Consider the following 14,430-nt stretch of genomic DNA (forward strand, 5'->3'; position numbering starts at 1 on the left):
GCCCAACGACCGAGTTAGCTGGGCTTGTTCATTGGCAGCAAAAACCGGTTATTGCTAGGACTTTACATTATCCAGGTTGAAATGTAATCCTCGATTGTCGCGTCGGGACATAGCGGCCTTAATCACCAGATAGGCGACCTCGATCATGTTACGTAGTTCGCAGATACGTACCGAAACTTTCGACTGACGATAAAGTTCTTCGTGTTCGAGATAAAGCAGTTCCAGCCGGTCCATCGCTCGTTTCAGACGCCGGTTCGAGCGGACAATGCCCACGTAGTTCGACATAATGGCTTCCAGCTCCCGCTGAATCTCAGTTACCAAAATCAACTCCTCCGGGTGTGTCGTACCTGCGTCGTTCCAATCGGGAATATTGTCTGGTACAGCAGACTCACCGAGATTCTCCACGGTTTTCAGATAAGCGCGGTGCCCAAATACAACCGCTTCCAGCAGAGAATTAGAAGCTAACCGATTCGCACCATGTAAGCCAGTGCAGGAGCACTCGCCTACGGCATATAAATAGTTGATGTTCGTCTGCCCCCATTCGTTCACGCGAACGCCCCCACACATGTAGTGCTGCGCCGGAACAACGGGTATATAGTCTTTTCGTAAATCAAGTCCGTACTGATCGCGACAGTAGGCGGTTATGTTCGGAAAATGCTCGACAAAGCGCTCGTAATCTACGTGCGTTACGTCGATATACACGTGCGGATCGCCCGATTTCTTCATCTCCGAGTCAATGGCGCGAGCCACAATGTCGCGCGGAGCCAGCGACAAACGAGGATCATAGTTTTCCATAAAGGTTTCACCCTTCATGTTTTTCAATACCCCACCGAAACCGCGTACCGCTTCTGAAATTAGAAAATTCGGCTTTTTGTCGGGCTCGTATAAGGCCGTAGGATGGAACTGGATAAACTCCATGTCCTTGCATATGCCCTTGGCCCGGTAGGCCATCGCAATCCCGTCGCCGGTGGCAATGCTCGGGTTTGTCGTATTCTGGTATACGTTGCCAATGCCACCCGTCGCTAACAGCGTCGTCTTGGCCAGAAACTTTTCAACCTGCCCCGTTTGCGTGTTTAGGACGTACGCGCCATAGCACTGATTGTCGGTGTCGTAGCGATGAACAGTTTCACCCAGATGATGGCGCGTAATCAGCTCGACAGCATAGTAATGTGTAAAAATCTCAATGCCCGGCAGTGAGCGTGCTTTTTCGAGTAAAGCGCGCTCAATTTCGGCACCGGTTATATCCTTAAAATGCAGGATGCGATAGTCGGAGTGACCGCCTTCTTTAGCCAGGTCATAATCAGTACCCCCGTGTTCTTTATCGAATCTGGTTCCGTAGTCGATTAGCTCACGAATCCGGCCGGGTCCTTCGTTCACTACAATTTCAACAATATGACGGTCGCTCAGAAAGTCGCCCGCAACCATCGTATCTTCGATATGCTTCTCGAACGAATCGTCTTCCGACCAGACGGCGGCAATACCACCCTGCGCGTATTTCGTATTCGTTTCATCGGCCTGCACTTTGGTGATGATACCAATGCGAACCGGTTGTTGCTGGGCTTCAAAATGCATCGCCAGTTTAGTGGCGTAGCTAAGGCCCGCTATGCCGGAGCCTATGACTAAGAAATCGAATTGGTGGGGCATTTACTCAAGGGCTTTATTCTCAAACTTACTTACTCAGCTCCAACATGCGTGCTACGGATTCATACGCTTTGATACGTACGTCTTCGGGCACGATGATTTCGGGCTGTTCGTAAAGCATGCAGTTGTACAGCTTTTCGAGCGTATTCATTTTCATGTACGGACACTCTGAGCAGGCACAGGTGTTGTTCTGGCTGGCTGGTGCCGGAATGATTTTCTTGTGTGGAACTGCCTGCCGCATCTTGTGCAGAATACCGGCTTCCGTTCCAACAATAAACGTTTGTTCCGGGCTATCCACTACGTATTTAAGTAGAGCGGTGGTTGAACCGACATAATCAGCCTGACTCAGGATATGCTCCTGACATTCAGGATGCGCAATGAATTTTGCATCCGGGTGTTCCAAACGGAGCTTGGTTAACTTCTCCAGCGAAATGTCAATGTGTACAATACAGGCGCCATCCCAAAGCACCATATCGCGGCCGGTTTTCTTCGAGACGAAGCGGCCGAGGTTTGCATCCGGCGCAAAAATGATCTTCTGATCCTGTGGAAGACTCTCAACGATCTTCAAGGCGTTCGACGACGTAACGATGATGTCAGACAGCGCCTTAATTTCGGCGGAACAGTTGATGTACGACAGCACAATATGGTCGGGGTATTGCGCCTTGAAAGCCGCGAACTTGTTAGCCGGGGCCGAGTCGGCCAGTGAACAGCCCGCGTTCAGATCCGGAATCACTACTTTCTTCTGCGGAGAAAGGACTTTGGCCGTTTCGCCCATAAAGTGTACCCCACAAAACACGATCATGTCGGCGTTGGTACTAGCCGCTTGCTGCGATAAGCCAAGGCTGTCGCCAATGTAATCGGCTAAATCCTGGATGGCTCCATCGACGTAATAATGAGCCAGTATAACGGCATTCTTCTCTTTTTTTAGCCGGTTAATCTCGGCCACTAAATCTATATTGTCAGGAATAGGCTCGTTTACGTAACCAATGCGCTGAACTTCCTCTAGTATTGCTTCCATTTGTTGTAGCCAGGTGCTTTTTACATAAACAACGTTGGGTAGGAAATTGTCACAGGACCCCTCGTTAGCGGGCGAATTTCAGCAAACGTTTTGGGCTTTCAAACAACGGGTCATATTTGTGTGGTTTTAGGAACATAGAGCTCCTCCGAATGACTACGGATTATCTGAAACTCCGCGTTATAGCGATACGACAAGAAACGGCAGACACCAGAAGCTATTTTCTTGAAAACCTGGATGGTCAGCCTGTGCCTTATCGCGCCGGTCAATTTTTAACACTTATTTTGCCGCATAATGGGCACGAAGTACGTCGGTCTTACTCGCTAAGTTCAACTCCTACGGAACCGCTACGTCTGACGATCAAGCGCGTCCAAAACGGAGAACTTTCGCGCTACTTACTCGATACGTTGCAGGTTGGCGATGTCTTAACCTGTTTATGGCCAGCCGGGCGCTTTACGCTGACAGACGAACCCCGAGATTTAGTACTACTCGGAGCCGGTAGCGGCATAACTCCGCTGTTCTCTATTCTCAAGCAGGCGCTTTTCAACGAGCCAGCCCGGCACGTAACGCTGCTGTACAGTAACTCAACGGAGCGGACGATTATTTTTAGGCAGGAACTCGATGAACTGGCAGCTCAATTTCCGACGCGGTTTCGGGTCCTCTATCTACTGAGTAACCCGACCGATGAGTGGAATGGAATGCGCGGCCGCTTAAATAACGTTCTGCTCGAGCGGCTTCTGCCAACGCTTGTTGGTACGTCTGATCTGACTAACCTCAGTTATTACGTATGCGGACCAGGCGATTACATGCGGATGGTGCAGTTTACCCTTGTGTTCATTGGTGTGCATCCCGAGCAAATCAGGCGAGAGAACTTTGTGGTTGAGCCGGTTGTGCAAACGCCACCACCCGCGCTTGCGGTCGACCGGACGATGCTGATTCAGCACAGAGAACGGGCCGTTGAGATTCAGGTGCCTGCTTATAAATCCATTTTGCAGGCTGCTCTGGACGAAGGTATTCATCTACCCTATAGTTGCCGGGGAGGCCGTTGCTCTACCTGTCTAGCCCGGTGTCTGTCCGGGCGCATTCACATGACAATTAACGACGTATTGACGGCGCGCGATTTAGCCGAAGGCTGGGTGTTAACCTGTACGGGCTACCCCGAAAGCGACGATGTTGTCATCGAGGTTTAGGGGGCCAGGCGTGGTAGCTAGAGTTTAGTTTTTAGGAACGCGATCAAAACATCCAGCCCTTTTTGGTAGTGGAGATTATTCGGAATAACCACATCTGCCTCATCTTTGTGCGGCTTCACAAATTCGCGATAGGCCGGCCGGACATGGTTATCCCACTGATATTGTATAAGCTCAAGCGTCAGTCCTCGCTCAGCCTGATCACGGGTGATACGTCGGTTAAGCTTAATCTTGTTCTTGGCGGCAATGTAGACCTTAAGGTCTAACTGGCGGGCTACGTCCGGAAAATGAAACACAAATAACCCCTCAACAATGATAATTGGGGTAGGGCGGTAAATAAGCGTTCTTGGCGTAACGTTTGGGTTATTGAACGTGTACTCAGGCGTTTCTACCGTTTGCCGGGCATGAAGCTGCTCTAAATGCTCGGCAAAAAGTTCGTGATTTATCGTTTCAGGTAAATCAAAGTTATAGATGCCATTTGGGTCTAACGGAATGTGCTCAAGCGTTCGGTAGTAATTATCCTGGGATATAAGGCAGATCTGGTCGTGAGTAAACGCGTTGAGAATATCCTTCAGAAACGAGGTTTTACCCGAGGCACTACCGCCGGTAATGCCAACGATAAATGGTTTGTTGATCATTTGATAAAGATCTTGAGAAGAACCGGAACCGCTTAAAGCGGACTGAAACTGGTTCGGGCGTTAATGGGCAAACGATAACCTATACAACGAAAAGCGAGATACCCAGCTCGAGCATCTCGCTTTTGTAGTAACTACGTGGCTATGTTAGACCACTATGGCTTCGGCTAGTACTAATACCCGGTTCTGGAGTACTTCAACGACACCACCGTCAACCGTGAATGTTTGCTGACCAGAGGCTGTCTGAACAACAACGGGGCCGCGGGCTAGTGTGCTCACCAATGGAGCGTGGTCGTTTAGAACTTGAAACTGACCCTGGCTGCCGGGAAATGTTACCGCAGTGGCCTCGCCAGAAAAGACCTTGCGGTCAGGAGTTATAATATCGAGATTCATACTACTTTACGATTTGCGATTCTCGGCGGATGTACTTGACCGTACATCATAAACCCTGAATCAAAGCACTCCTTTCACAAAATTAAGCAAACTGCTAACTTCTGTTTTGGCAATGGGTTCAGCAGCTTTGGCTACCAACCCGCCCTGGTCCAGCTTGCTAACTGTTCCAAGAGCCTTGGAAAGCAACGATTGCCCACTCGAATGAGTTTGTCCGCCGAGCGTCGCCAGAGCACTGCCGATACTTGATAAACCACCCGAAAGCTGACTGCCTTTACCTAACAAAGAGCCTGCTCCTAAAATGCTTTCCAGCTGATTGCCGCCCGAGGCTAACTTAGCCAGCGCTACTGCTTTGCCCAGTACACCGTTACCCAGCGCACCATTGGGAATAAGTGGCAACAGCGCCTTTAGTTTGCTTGCCTGCGCTAACAGCTTCGTTTTAAACGACGTTGGCTTCTGTTGAGCTTCAGCCTCCATACGGGCGATGCCTGCTTCAAGTTCCTGACTTGTGGTGGCCTGATCGCCTTTATCTAAAGCCGCTACTGCTTTGTCCAGATGAGCGGTAGACGACGTATCTTCCAGCGCCGTAGACGTATTAATCTCGGGCTCGCGAATAGCTCCCGCTGTAAGCTTTGGTTGGGCTAACGAGATTTCTCCTTGTGCCGAAACTGCAGTTTGAGCTCCGAGAAACAGTGCCAGCGCTAGTCCCGACGTCAATCTAATCCATGTTTTCATAAAACCGTTTGGGTAATTAGTTAAACAAGTAGACCTGAAGTCGGGGATATTAGTTCTCAGAATACGGCCGTACTTAAGTTGCCGGCCGTATTCTGAACGTATTGTTATTGTCCGGCTTCTTTCAGCATCCGTTCGCCTTTGGCAACGGCATCTTCAATAGTACCAACTAAGTTAAACGCAGCTTCTGGCAAGTGGTCGTGCTTTCCGTCGATAATTTCGTTAAAACCTTTGATGGTATCTTCGATTGGAACCAGAACGCCTTTCAGACCGGTGAACTGTTCAGCCACGAAGAACGGCTGCGACAAGAACCGTTGTACACGACGAGCGCGCGAAACGATCAGCTTATCTTCTTCCGAAAGTTCTTCCAGACCCAGAATAGCGATGATATCCTGAAGCTCTTTGTAACGCTGCAGAATTTCCTTTACGCGCTGAGCAGTGTTATAGTGCTCGTCGCCCAGAATTTCGGCGGTCAGGATCCGTGACGTAGAATCGAGTGGGTCAACCGCGGGGTAAATACCAAGCTCGGAGATTTTACGGCTCAATACGGTCGTAGCATCCAAGTGAGCGAAGGTCGTTGCCGGCGCAGGGTCAGTCAAGTCATCGGCAGGTACGTAAACAGCCTGTACCGACGTAATGGAACCACGTTTGGTCGACGTAATACGCTCCTGCATGACGCCCATCTCGGTAGCCAGGGTTGGCTGGTAACCTACGGCAGAGGGCATCCGGCCTAACAGAGCGGATACTTCCGAACCTGCCTGCGTAAACCGGAAAATGTTGTCAACGAAGAACAGAATGTCACGACCAGCACCTTCGCCGTCACCATCGCGGAAGTACTCAGCAATGGTCAGACCCGAAAGGGCCACACGGGCGCGGGCTCCTGGGGGTTCGTTCATCTGACCGAACACGAACGTTGCCTGGCTTTTGGTTAGCTCTTCAGCGTCGACTTTGGTCAGATCCCAGCCACCTTCTTCCATTGAATGCTTAAACGCGTCACCGTACCGGATGATACCGGCTTCGATCATTTCACGGAGCAGGTCATTTCCTTCACGAGTACGTTCGCCAACGCCAGCAAATACGGACAGACCCGCGTAGGCTTTAGCAATATTGTTGATTAATTCCTGGATCAATACAGTTTTGCCCACACCGGCTCCACCGAAAAGACCGATTTTACCACCTTTTGCGTAAGGCTCCAGCAGGTCAATCACTTTTATACCCGTAAAGAGTACTTCGGTAGACGTAGCAAGGTCTTCAAATTTTGGTGCACCCCGGTGAATTGGAAGACCACCGCTACTTTTAGGCTGTGGAATACCATCGATAGCGTCGCCAACGACGTTGAACAGCCGTCCGCGAACACCGTCGCCCGAAGGCATTGTAATCTGGTGGCCAAGGTCGGTAACGTCCATCCCGCGGAACAGTCCGTCGGTCGAGTCCATAGCAATAGCCCGAACGCGGTCTTCACCAAGGTGTTGCTGAACTTCTAGAATTACCTGCTGCCCATTGGCTTTGGTTACTTTGAGGGCGTCCAGAATGGCGGGAATCCGCGAGCCTTCGCCCTCGAAACTCACGTCCACGACCGGCCCGATTATTTGCGTAATCTTACCCGTATTGACTGCCGTTTCCGTAATCATTTGTATGTGATGTAGCTGATTGAAAAGTTGCCCATTATTTGGGACTGCAAAAGTAGGAGAAAAACCGCGTAAGGTCAAGGAACGCTTTGCGCATTTTATAGCTAGTTCCCCATCGAATGGGTTTGGCAATAAGCTTTTTAGGTATTGAGGTGCTGAAACGGAGCTATTCGCCGATTTGTACAAAAGTTAGTTTACGAACCAAGTCTGTATTGGTTAAACAATAGTTGTCTGGCCAGCTACGTCAGCCGTCAGGCTAAAGCAGAGTATATTCCGCTACGTGTGACAATACGGATAAGTAAGCGTTTGATAGGCAGAAGATTATCCGGCCAAAGGCGCATAAAGGCACTAAGCCGTTCGCAACTGCGTTTCTTTTGCATGTCGTCATTATTTTTCTGGAAAGAATGGAGTCGGTCTTACCGGCTTACTTACCTGGCTTCTCTTCTTTTTTTCTGCGCTAGTCTCATTCTGTTTGCCGTTGCCTGGCTGCGCGGTTTGTCTAATGTCGTTCGCTGGGACGTACTAAGCGAACTGAATGAACTGCCGATTGCGCTCCATTCATTCACCGATGGCTTGCTCGATTACTCCGTAAATGGTAAAGCTTATGCGGTTTCTGAACAGTTTATCGCTTCGGCAATGCAGATCAGCCCCGGTCTGGCTACCGCTTTTCTGATTGGCATAGGTATCGCCTTTGTACTTATCAATAGTGCCATTACTCGCTTCGATCGTGTCCGGTATCTCGTCAGTATGGTCGTGATGATCGTGGGGCTGGCCTTTTTCCGGTGGGAGATGCTGGAAATACCCGGTCTGGGTGGTAATTACCTGTTTTTGTTGCTGACGTTTGTATTTGGATCGGTCAGCTATTACTTCCACGCATTCCGCACGGATCATGCGCTGCCGGTACGGGTTGGGGCCTTCGCCGGTGTAACCGCCTTAGTAGCCGCCCTGCTAAGTGTCTTAACGCCGGTTTCGCTACCTGCCTTAACTCTCGTTAGTTATGGAATGCCGGTTCTGCTGGCGTTTAGTACTGGCTTCATCTTTTTTATTGCGGCCGAAATCATCGCGGGGCTGGTTTGGTTAACCTCGACCGGGCGTTCAGATACGAGTGCCGCTGGAGGTAACCGACGGGCTCTTGGCTTGACCAATTTTCTCATCATCAGTGCTTTGTATCTCGTCAATCTAATCCTCATCTGGCTAAAGAATACGAAGTCAATCGATTGGGATATACTGGCTATCAGCCCGTTCGTTTTATACCTGATTTCGGTAACAATAGGCGTTTGGGGATTTAAACGACTGACCGAACAACAGGATGTCGTTACGTTCAGCGGGGCCGCAGCGTGTTTGTACACGGGTCTTGCTTTGCTTACTACGTTGACGATGGCCTATGCGTTTGGTACGGCCAACGACCCGTTGGTCGAGATGTTTGAAGACGTAATAGTGTACACACATCTGGCCATGGGGCTGTTCTTTGTTGCCTACGTATTGATAAACTTCTGGCCAATGTTTCGTCAGAATCTGCCGGTCTACCGCATCGTATACAAGCCGAAGCGTCTGGAGCTGAGTTTGTTTCGGGTCGCGGGCGTGTTTGGGGTGGTGGTTCTGCTGGCTTCGGGTGGGCTGATTACCGTTCGGCAGTTTGGAGCGGGATATTATAATGGTCTGGGCGATTTATACACGGCTAACAACGAGCCTGCGTCGGCCAACGCGTTTTACCAGCTTGCGCTGGAGCAGGAGTTCCAGAACCACAAGTCGAATTACGCACTAGCCTCGCTGGCGTTGTCACAAAATAACCAGACGGCGGCCGCTTTTTATTTTCAGCAGGCTACGTTGAAGCAACCTAATCCGCAAGACTACGTAGGACTCAGCCAGACGTATCTGCAAACGGATTTATTCTTTGAAGCCGTCAAAACATTGCAGCGGGGTATACGGGCGTTTCCAAATAGCGGTGAACTACAGAATAATCTAGGCTATCTCTACGCCCGTACGAGTGTAGCTGATTCCGCTTATTACTACCTGAAATCGGCCAGTGCCAATGCGACCCGTACTGAGGTTCCCGAGTCAAATCTGCTGTCATTTTACGTGAAGAATCCCAAATTGCTGGCCGCTGACTCGAGTCTGGTTAAGAGCACCGTTAAATCCGACTATGAATCGTATCAGGCGAATGCGCTTGCCCTGCGGCTACTTACGCAGGCTGATGCCGACACGACGCAACTTGATCAGCCTGAGTGGTTGACGGGGAACCAGGCTGGCGAAGGGCTAAGCGTTGGCCGATTTGCCAGCTTGTACAACTTTGCTTTAGTTAATCCGCGGCCTGACACGACGCTAACCTCAACCTTGCAGCGTCGCGCAACTGATCCCGTCAATCAGGATTTTACGGATGATCTGCTGTTTGCGCAGGCTGTAGCCGAGTACAACCGCCACAACCACGCAACGGCTTTCGGGCTGATCAGTCAGCTCGCGGAGGGGGATCAACGTAATGGACCGGCCTACCGTTCGATCATGGGTTTATGGTTGCTCGAACAGGGATTGCACCGCAAGGCGGCTGAGCAGTTTGGGTATAACACGGATACGACATCTAAGTATTACCAAGCCTTGACATTAACCAAAGCGGGTGATCCAGTATTGGCTCAATCGTTCTGGGAAACGGCTTCCAGAAACGATTCGGCGGTTGCTTCGCTTAAACAGGTTTTGTATGACGAGCGAAAACCGCAAACCGATCTGGAAAAAGCGTTCTACGTAACGTACCGCCCTGATGACCTGAACCGGGGGGCTTACTGGGAAACCATTGCCGACGCTAGTTTGAAAACGGTAGCTGGTGTTGCCCTGGCAAACGATTATCTTGTCCAGCTCCAGTGGCGAAATGCGCAGTTGATGCTGTCTACGCTCCCTGATTCAATCCAGCCGATCAGCCCGGTTGCTTTGTCGATGCGAAACGTAGCCGCTTTGCGTTTGTCAGCATTCCGTCGGAGTGTAGGCTCTGCCGAGACAATAGCAAAGCAGCCTGTTCTGCCACAGTATGAAGCCGAACGAGCGTATTGGCTGGGGCAAACCTATGAACGGGCCAGAAGACCTGTTCAGGCGATGGAGGCTTATAAGCAGGCGTATAGCCGCGCACCGCTGAATGCACAGATCATTACGGCCATAGCCCAGTTAGAGCAGGCGAACAAACAAACGCAGCCAGCCTATGACTTGGTGCTAACCGCTTTGCCGTTCAATGAAGATAATGCTGATCTGCTCAAAACATACATCTCCTTATGCCTTGATTTGAGCCTGCCTGACTACGCTACCAACGCCTTAGGTAAGCTCCAGGCGGCTACAACTCCTGCCGATTATCAGGCGTTTATGCTAACTTATCAGGAAAGGCTCGCTTTAATCGAAAAGGATAGAAATAAATTCATTCAGTAGTGTAGATTTGGTGCTACCTAAACAGAAGCACCATGGATAGAAAATTAAGCTGGGTCAAGAACGCATTCAGCCGTGACACGATCATTACTGAAAACGATCAGCCAATAGGTGGTATGCATCGCGATGCCTTTAGCCGGGACGTTGAAGCATACTTGTACAGCCTGAAAATTCGGTTCGATGTAATGGGTTTCCTGGTCCACAGTGTTAATATCCATGATGTGAGTAACGGCGACCAGATTGTCGGCCAGATTACGTTCCATTTTGGGAAACGTGCTGAACTACGGTTAGAAACCGGCGAGCTTTATACCTGGAAACGCCATAACGTACTGATGCGCCAGTGGGATATGATTCGGGAGGGTAAAACAGACGCTGAGGATAAAGAGGTTGTGAACTACGCCCTTACGCGCCAGTTCTTCAGCGATCATGGCGACATAAACATCGAAGACACTAGCTCAACGACGGCACTGGTGGTGCTGACAGGCTTATTTATCAGAAACTATTTCCAACGCCGTCGGCGAGTCGCTGCCGGAGCCATCGTAGCCGCTGGCGCTTAATCACAGAAGTTGATGAATATTATTGAAACCCACAGTATTGCTAAACGCTATGTGATGGGGACCGAAGTGGTAGAAGCCCTCAAATCTATCACGATCTCCGTCAAGAAGGGTGAGTACGTTGCGTTCATGGGCCCATCTGGTTCGGGCAAATCGACGCTGATGAACATTGTCGGTTGTTTAGATTCGCCAACGTCCGGACAGTACGTCCTGAACGGGCAGGACGTGAGCGGAATGGGCGAAAACGAACTGGCCGAGGTACGTAATAAAGAGATTGGATTTGTGTTTCAGACGTTCAACCTGCTCCCCCGGCAAACGTCGCTGGAGAACGTAGCGCTACCGTTGATATACGCTGGCTACAGCAAGGCCGATCGAATCGAAAAGGCAATGCTGGCTCTGAAAAACGTGGGTTTAGAAAACCGCGCCGGGCACCGGCCCAATGAACTGTCGGGTGGTCAGCGCCAGCGTGTCGCTGTGGCCCGGGCGCTGGTAAATGACCCCAGTATTCTGCTGGCCGATGAGCCGACCGGTAATCTCGATACGAAGACGTCTTATGAAATTATGGACCTCTTCGATCAGATCCACAGCAAAGGCAACACGGTAATCATGGTTACGCACGAAGAGGATATTGCGGAATATGCTCACCGCATCATTCGGTTACGTGACGGACTCGTTGAAACGGACCGTGTGAACACGAACATACGTAAAGCCAGAGCGCTTATGCAGTCGATTGAATCTGCGGAGTAGGTGAAATCAGTAAACAAGTGAAGTGGGTGCAGTAAGTGAACGAGTATTATCTCCACTTGCTGCACCCACATTACATAATATCACTTCACACTAGGCTTTCAGGTCAATTTTGCGACCGGTTTCGGCGGCTCTGTAAATGGCTTGCAGAAGTCGAACGTCGCGTAAGCCTTCTTCCCCGGTAATGTGGTCAGGAAGTTTCTTGCCATCGAGCAGGTCTTTACAGACGCCATCCATGTGATTAGCCTGATGGTTCACAACAGGTTGCTCGATAGGCCCCTTGCTGGTACGTCCTTTGAGCGGTCCGTATCCAAAGGCGGGGGCAAGCTCGAACCAACCTTTCTCGCAGGAAGCGTATAACCGCTCAACGCCCCCTGTGTAGCTGGTGGTAGAGTTGCTGACGGCTCCGCTCGGAAACTGAAACTGCCAGAACATCGTCTCTTCCAGATCCTTGAACTTTTGCGGTTCAGTTTTCGGCGAAAACTGGGCAGTAACCGAAATCGGCTCTTCGCCTGTTACGTAGCGAGCGCCCTGAATGGCGTAGATGCCGACATCCATGAGAGCACCACCACCGGCCATGTCTTTTTTCATCCGCCACTGCGTAGGGTCACCAATGCGGAAGGCGTCGCTGCTTTCAATGAATTTTACCGGCCCAAATACCTTTTCCTGGCCTAATCGCATCACCTCTTTCGTGAATGGCTCATAGTGAAGCCGATAGCCAACGGCAAGCTGCTTGTTCGCCTTTTTGCAGGCATCGATCATGTTCTGACAGGCTTTCGGCATAATGGCCATCGGTTTTTCGCAGATGACATGCTTCCCTGCCTGAGCCGCCCGAATTACGTATTCTTCGTGCATCGAATTAGGAAGCACTACATATATTACATCAATATCCTTATTGTCAGCGATGCGGTCGAAGGTTTTGTAGTCGTACACATTTTCTTTCGGGATATTGTACTTCTTCATCCATTCGTCGGCCTTCGACGGAGTACCCGTAACGATACCGGCCAGGCGGCAATACTGCGTTTGCTGCAACGCTGGTGCGAGCTGGTTTTTACTGTAGCTACCCAGGCCAACCAGAGCAATACCCAGCTTCCGGCCGGGTTGGTGCAGGCGAGTCAAGTCCGGACTTGTGACCAATGAATGAGTACGGGCATACTCGTCCAGGTAAGCTTCAGTACCCGCCTGACCGACGAGGGGTATAGACGCCATACCGGCACTTAACGCCGACAGGCGTTGTAAAAAGTTTCTGCGAGAGAAATCTGCGTTTTTCATGAACAGGAAATAAGCGTATAGGATACGCGGTAAAGCTACGAAAAATGCAGCACGCAGTTGGGCCATAAAAAAACTGTCCACAAATCAGTTCTTGCGAACATGACTGTGGACATACATTAAGGTTGGCTTACTTTACAGACGTTCGATTTGAATTTCTGTCACACAATTCGCCGGATTTTCAATATCAACAACAACGTACACCTCACGAACGACGCTGCCACCCTGATACCTTTCCCTATGAAAATGAGCAAACAGGGCGTTATATATAGTGGGAAACTCACTCCATGACCCGGTATGCGTGTACGATACGCAACGAAACGGTCGGAATGTCGTGACCGAAAATTCGTTTGATTCGCCCGTTGCCCGCTCAATGGGCAGGACAATATTGAGCTGAAAGACATTGGCTGAATTGCCAGTAATATCGGTGTATACGTAGTGAATGGGCCCGGTGGGAAAAAGGCCTAAGCGGCTAGCTTCGGCATACAGCTTTTCGGGAATGTGGTTATGCTCATTCATCGCCTGGAGCGTAGTTTGAGTAGTGAAGCATAAGGCGGTGAACGGGTCTACATCGGTAGCGCGTAGATCAGTATCTGTTGTTTGCTGCGTTGTCATGATTATTAGGTTTATCAGATAACTGCAGCAAAGGTCGGGCGCAGCCGTGACAGCCTTATGTCAGTAGCTTTTCGCATATTTTCAAGAAGATACGTATTGTATCTATCAGCTCCCCAATTGTAGTTTGCTGATCGCAATAAAGACGAACTGATAGTTAAAGGCTAGTTATTAACGTGTTGTGGTTCCCTAGAGATTCTGTTACGTGTAAGGCGCTAACAATACGTAGCTGATGGCAGTTAGAAGACTACGACGGGCTTTAGAAGGACGTTTCTGCCCTATCTCAAACAAAACGACTAATGAAAAAGAACATAATCATTCATGTATCGGGCCAATTGGGTGGAACGCTGTTCCGGCAGGAGGCCCGGCAGAAAGGCGAAAAACTTGGTTTAGTAGGCCACGCCCAGATAGAACCGAACGGCGATCTGCGTATCGACGCCGAAGGTAACCCCGAAGCCCTGGATCAACTCGTGGATTGGTGCAAAACAGGTCCCGACGGTACCGAGGTGCAGAACGTACAAGTCTCTGATGGCGAGCTTCAGGGTTTCGACCGGTTTATGGAAATGCGGTAAAAAAGAAAGCCAGCCCCAAATAACAGGGCTGGCTTTTAGTTGATGAAGT

Annotated in this window: 13 protein-coding genes; 5 read left to right on the forward strand and 8 right to left on the reverse strand. The window is 50.2% G+C overall.

Features of this window, described 5'->3' with window-relative positions:
- Positions 1–54 precede the first annotated feature (54 nt).
- Positions 55–1,644 carry an L-aspartate oxidase gene (gene nadB, locus ACYVIY_RS14775; protein WP_460977135.1) on the reverse strand — a complete coding sequence of 530 codons (1,590 nt, stop codon included), beginning with the start codon at positions 1,642–1,644 and terminating at the stop codon, positions 55–57.
- A 25-nt stretch (positions 1,645–1,669) separates the two neighbouring features.
- Positions 1,670–2,659 (reverse strand): quinolinate synthase NadA, encoded by a 990-nt coding sequence (gene nadA, locus ACYVIY_RS14780; RefSeq protein WP_460977136.1) that lies wholly within the window; start codon positions 2,657–2,659, stop codon positions 1,670–1,672.
- A gap of 149 nt (positions 2,660–2,808) precedes the next feature.
- On the opposite strand from nadA, the gene ACYVIY_RS14785 reads away from it, so the two are divergent.
- Complete coding sequence (locus ACYVIY_RS14785; RefSeq protein ID WP_460977137.1) at positions 2,809–3,846, forward strand: 2Fe-2S iron-sulfur cluster-binding protein; 1,038 nt, start codon at positions 2,809–2,811, stop codon at positions 3,844–3,846.
- Positions 3,847–3,863: 17 nt separating this feature from the next.
- On the opposite strand, the gene udk is transcribed toward ACYVIY_RS14785, so the two are convergent.
- The 4 genes from udk to atpD form a co-directional block, all read right to left on the reverse strand.
- On the reverse strand, positions 3,864–4,481 hold the full coding sequence (gene udk / locus ACYVIY_RS14790) for a uridine kinase (protein WP_460977138.1): 618 nt from the start codon (positions 4,479–4,481) through the stop codon (positions 3,864–3,866).
- 144 nt (positions 4,482–4,625) lie between these two features.
- Entirely contained in the window at positions 4,626–4,871 is a 246-nt protein-coding gene (gene atpC, locus ACYVIY_RS14795) for an ATP synthase F1 subunit epsilon (protein ID WP_460977139.1), read from the reverse strand.
- Between the two features lie 60 nt (positions 4,872–4,931).
- Positions 4,932–5,603 carry a hypothetical protein gene (locus ACYVIY_RS14800; protein ID WP_460977140.1) on the reverse strand — a complete coding sequence of 224 codons (672 nt, stop codon included), beginning with the start codon at positions 5,601–5,603 and terminating at the stop codon, positions 4,932–4,934.
- 104 nt (positions 5,604–5,707) lie between these two features.
- Complete coding sequence (atpD, locus tag ACYVIY_RS14805) at positions 5,708–7,231, reverse strand: F0F1 ATP synthase subunit beta (RefSeq protein WP_460977141.1); 1,524 nt, start codon at positions 7,229–7,231, stop codon at positions 5,708–5,710.
- A gap of 375 nt (positions 7,232–7,606) precedes the next feature.
- Between atpD and ACYVIY_RS14810 the strand changes: the two genes are divergently transcribed.
- Genes ACYVIY_RS14810 through ACYVIY_RS14820 form a run of 3 tightly spaced genes read left to right on the forward strand, consistent with a single transcriptional unit; the run spans position 7,607 to position 11,931 of the window.
- On the forward strand, positions 7,607–10,633 hold the full coding sequence (locus ACYVIY_RS14810; protein ID WP_460977142.1) for a tetratricopeptide repeat protein: 3,027 nt from the start codon (positions 7,607–7,609) through the stop codon (positions 10,631–10,633).
- A 32-nt stretch (positions 10,634–10,665) separates the two neighbouring features.
- Positions 10,666–11,187: a hypothetical protein gene (locus ACYVIY_RS14815; protein WP_460977143.1), complete on the forward strand. Its 522-nt coding sequence runs from the start codon at positions 10,666–10,668 to the stop codon at positions 11,185–11,187.
- 12 nt (positions 11,188–11,199) lie between these two features.
- Entirely contained in the window at positions 11,200–11,931 is a 732-nt protein-coding gene (locus tag ACYVIY_RS14820; RefSeq protein ID WP_460977144.1) for an ABC transporter ATP-binding protein, read from the forward strand.
- Between the two features lie 90 nt (positions 11,932–12,021).
- On the opposite strand, the gene ACYVIY_RS14825 is transcribed toward ACYVIY_RS14820, so the two are convergent.
- Both ACYVIY_RS14825 and ACYVIY_RS14830 read right to left on the reverse strand, forming a co-directional pair.
- Positions 12,022–13,200 carry a Gfo/Idh/MocA family protein gene (locus tag ACYVIY_RS14825; RefSeq protein ID WP_460977145.1) on the reverse strand — a complete coding sequence of 393 codons (1,179 nt, stop codon included), beginning with the start codon at positions 13,198–13,200 and terminating at the stop codon, positions 12,022–12,024.
- Between the two features lie 132 nt (positions 13,201–13,332).
- Entirely contained in the window at positions 13,333–13,812 is a 480-nt protein-coding gene (locus tag ACYVIY_RS14830) for a GyrI-like domain-containing protein (RefSeq protein ID WP_460977146.1), read from the reverse strand.
- Positions 13,813–14,108: 296 nt separating this feature from the next.
- On the opposite strand from ACYVIY_RS14830, the gene ACYVIY_RS14835 reads away from it, so the two are divergent.
- Positions 14,109–14,381, forward strand: a complete 273-nt coding sequence (locus tag ACYVIY_RS14835; RefSeq protein WP_460977147.1) for an acylphosphatase — start codon at positions 14,109–14,111, stop codon at positions 14,379–14,381.
- Positions 14,382–14,430: the final 49 nt, after the last annotated feature.

This window comes from Spirosoma knui (assembly GCF_054780635.1).

Bases quoted from the DNA above. Each gene is read 5' to 3' on its own strand.
- nadB (WP_460977135.1), bottom strand. From the start codon at position 1,644: ATGCCCCACCAATTCGATTTCTTAGTCATAGGCTCCGGCATAGCGGGC.
- nadA (WP_460977136.1), bottom strand. From the start codon at position 2,659: ATGGAAGCAATACTAGAGGAAGTTCAGCGCATTGGTTACGTAAACGAG.
- ACYVIY_RS14785 (WP_460977137.1), top strand. From the start codon at position 2,809: ATGACTACGGATTATCTGAAACTCCGCGTTATAGCGATACGACAAGAA.
- udk (WP_460977138.1), bottom strand. From the start codon at position 4,481: ATGATCAACAAACCATTTATCGTTGGCATTACCGGCGGTAGTGCCTCG.
- atpC (WP_460977139.1), bottom strand. From the start codon at position 4,871: ATGAATCTCGATATTATAACTCCTGACCGCAAGGTCTTTTCTGGCGAG.
- ACYVIY_RS14800 (WP_460977140.1), bottom strand. From the start codon at position 5,603: ATGAAAACATGGATTAGATTGACGTCGGGACTAGCGCTGGCACTGTTT.
- atpD (WP_460977141.1), bottom strand. From the start codon at position 7,231: ATGATTACGGAAACGGCAGTCAATACGGGTAAGATTACGCAAATAATC.
- ACYVIY_RS14810 (WP_460977142.1), top strand. From the start codon at position 7,607: ATGTCGTCATTATTTTTCTGGAAAGAATGGAGTCGGTCTTACCGGCTT.
- ACYVIY_RS14815 (WP_460977143.1), top strand. From the start codon at position 10,666: ATGGATAGAAAATTAAGCTGGGTCAAGAACGCATTCAGCCGTGACACG.
- ACYVIY_RS14820 (WP_460977144.1), top strand. From the start codon at position 11,200: ATGAATATTATTGAAACCCACAGTATTGCTAAACGCTATGTGATGGGG.
- ACYVIY_RS14825 (WP_460977145.1), bottom strand. From the start codon at position 13,200: ATGAAAAACGCAGATTTCTCTCGCAGAAACTTTTTACAACGCCTGTCG.
- ACYVIY_RS14830 (WP_460977146.1), bottom strand. From the start codon at position 13,812: ATGACAACGCAGCAAACAACAGATACTGATCTACGCGCTACCGATGTA.
- ACYVIY_RS14835 (WP_460977147.1), top strand. From the start codon at position 14,109: ATGAAAAAGAACATAATCATTCATGTATCGGGCCAATTGGGTGGAACG.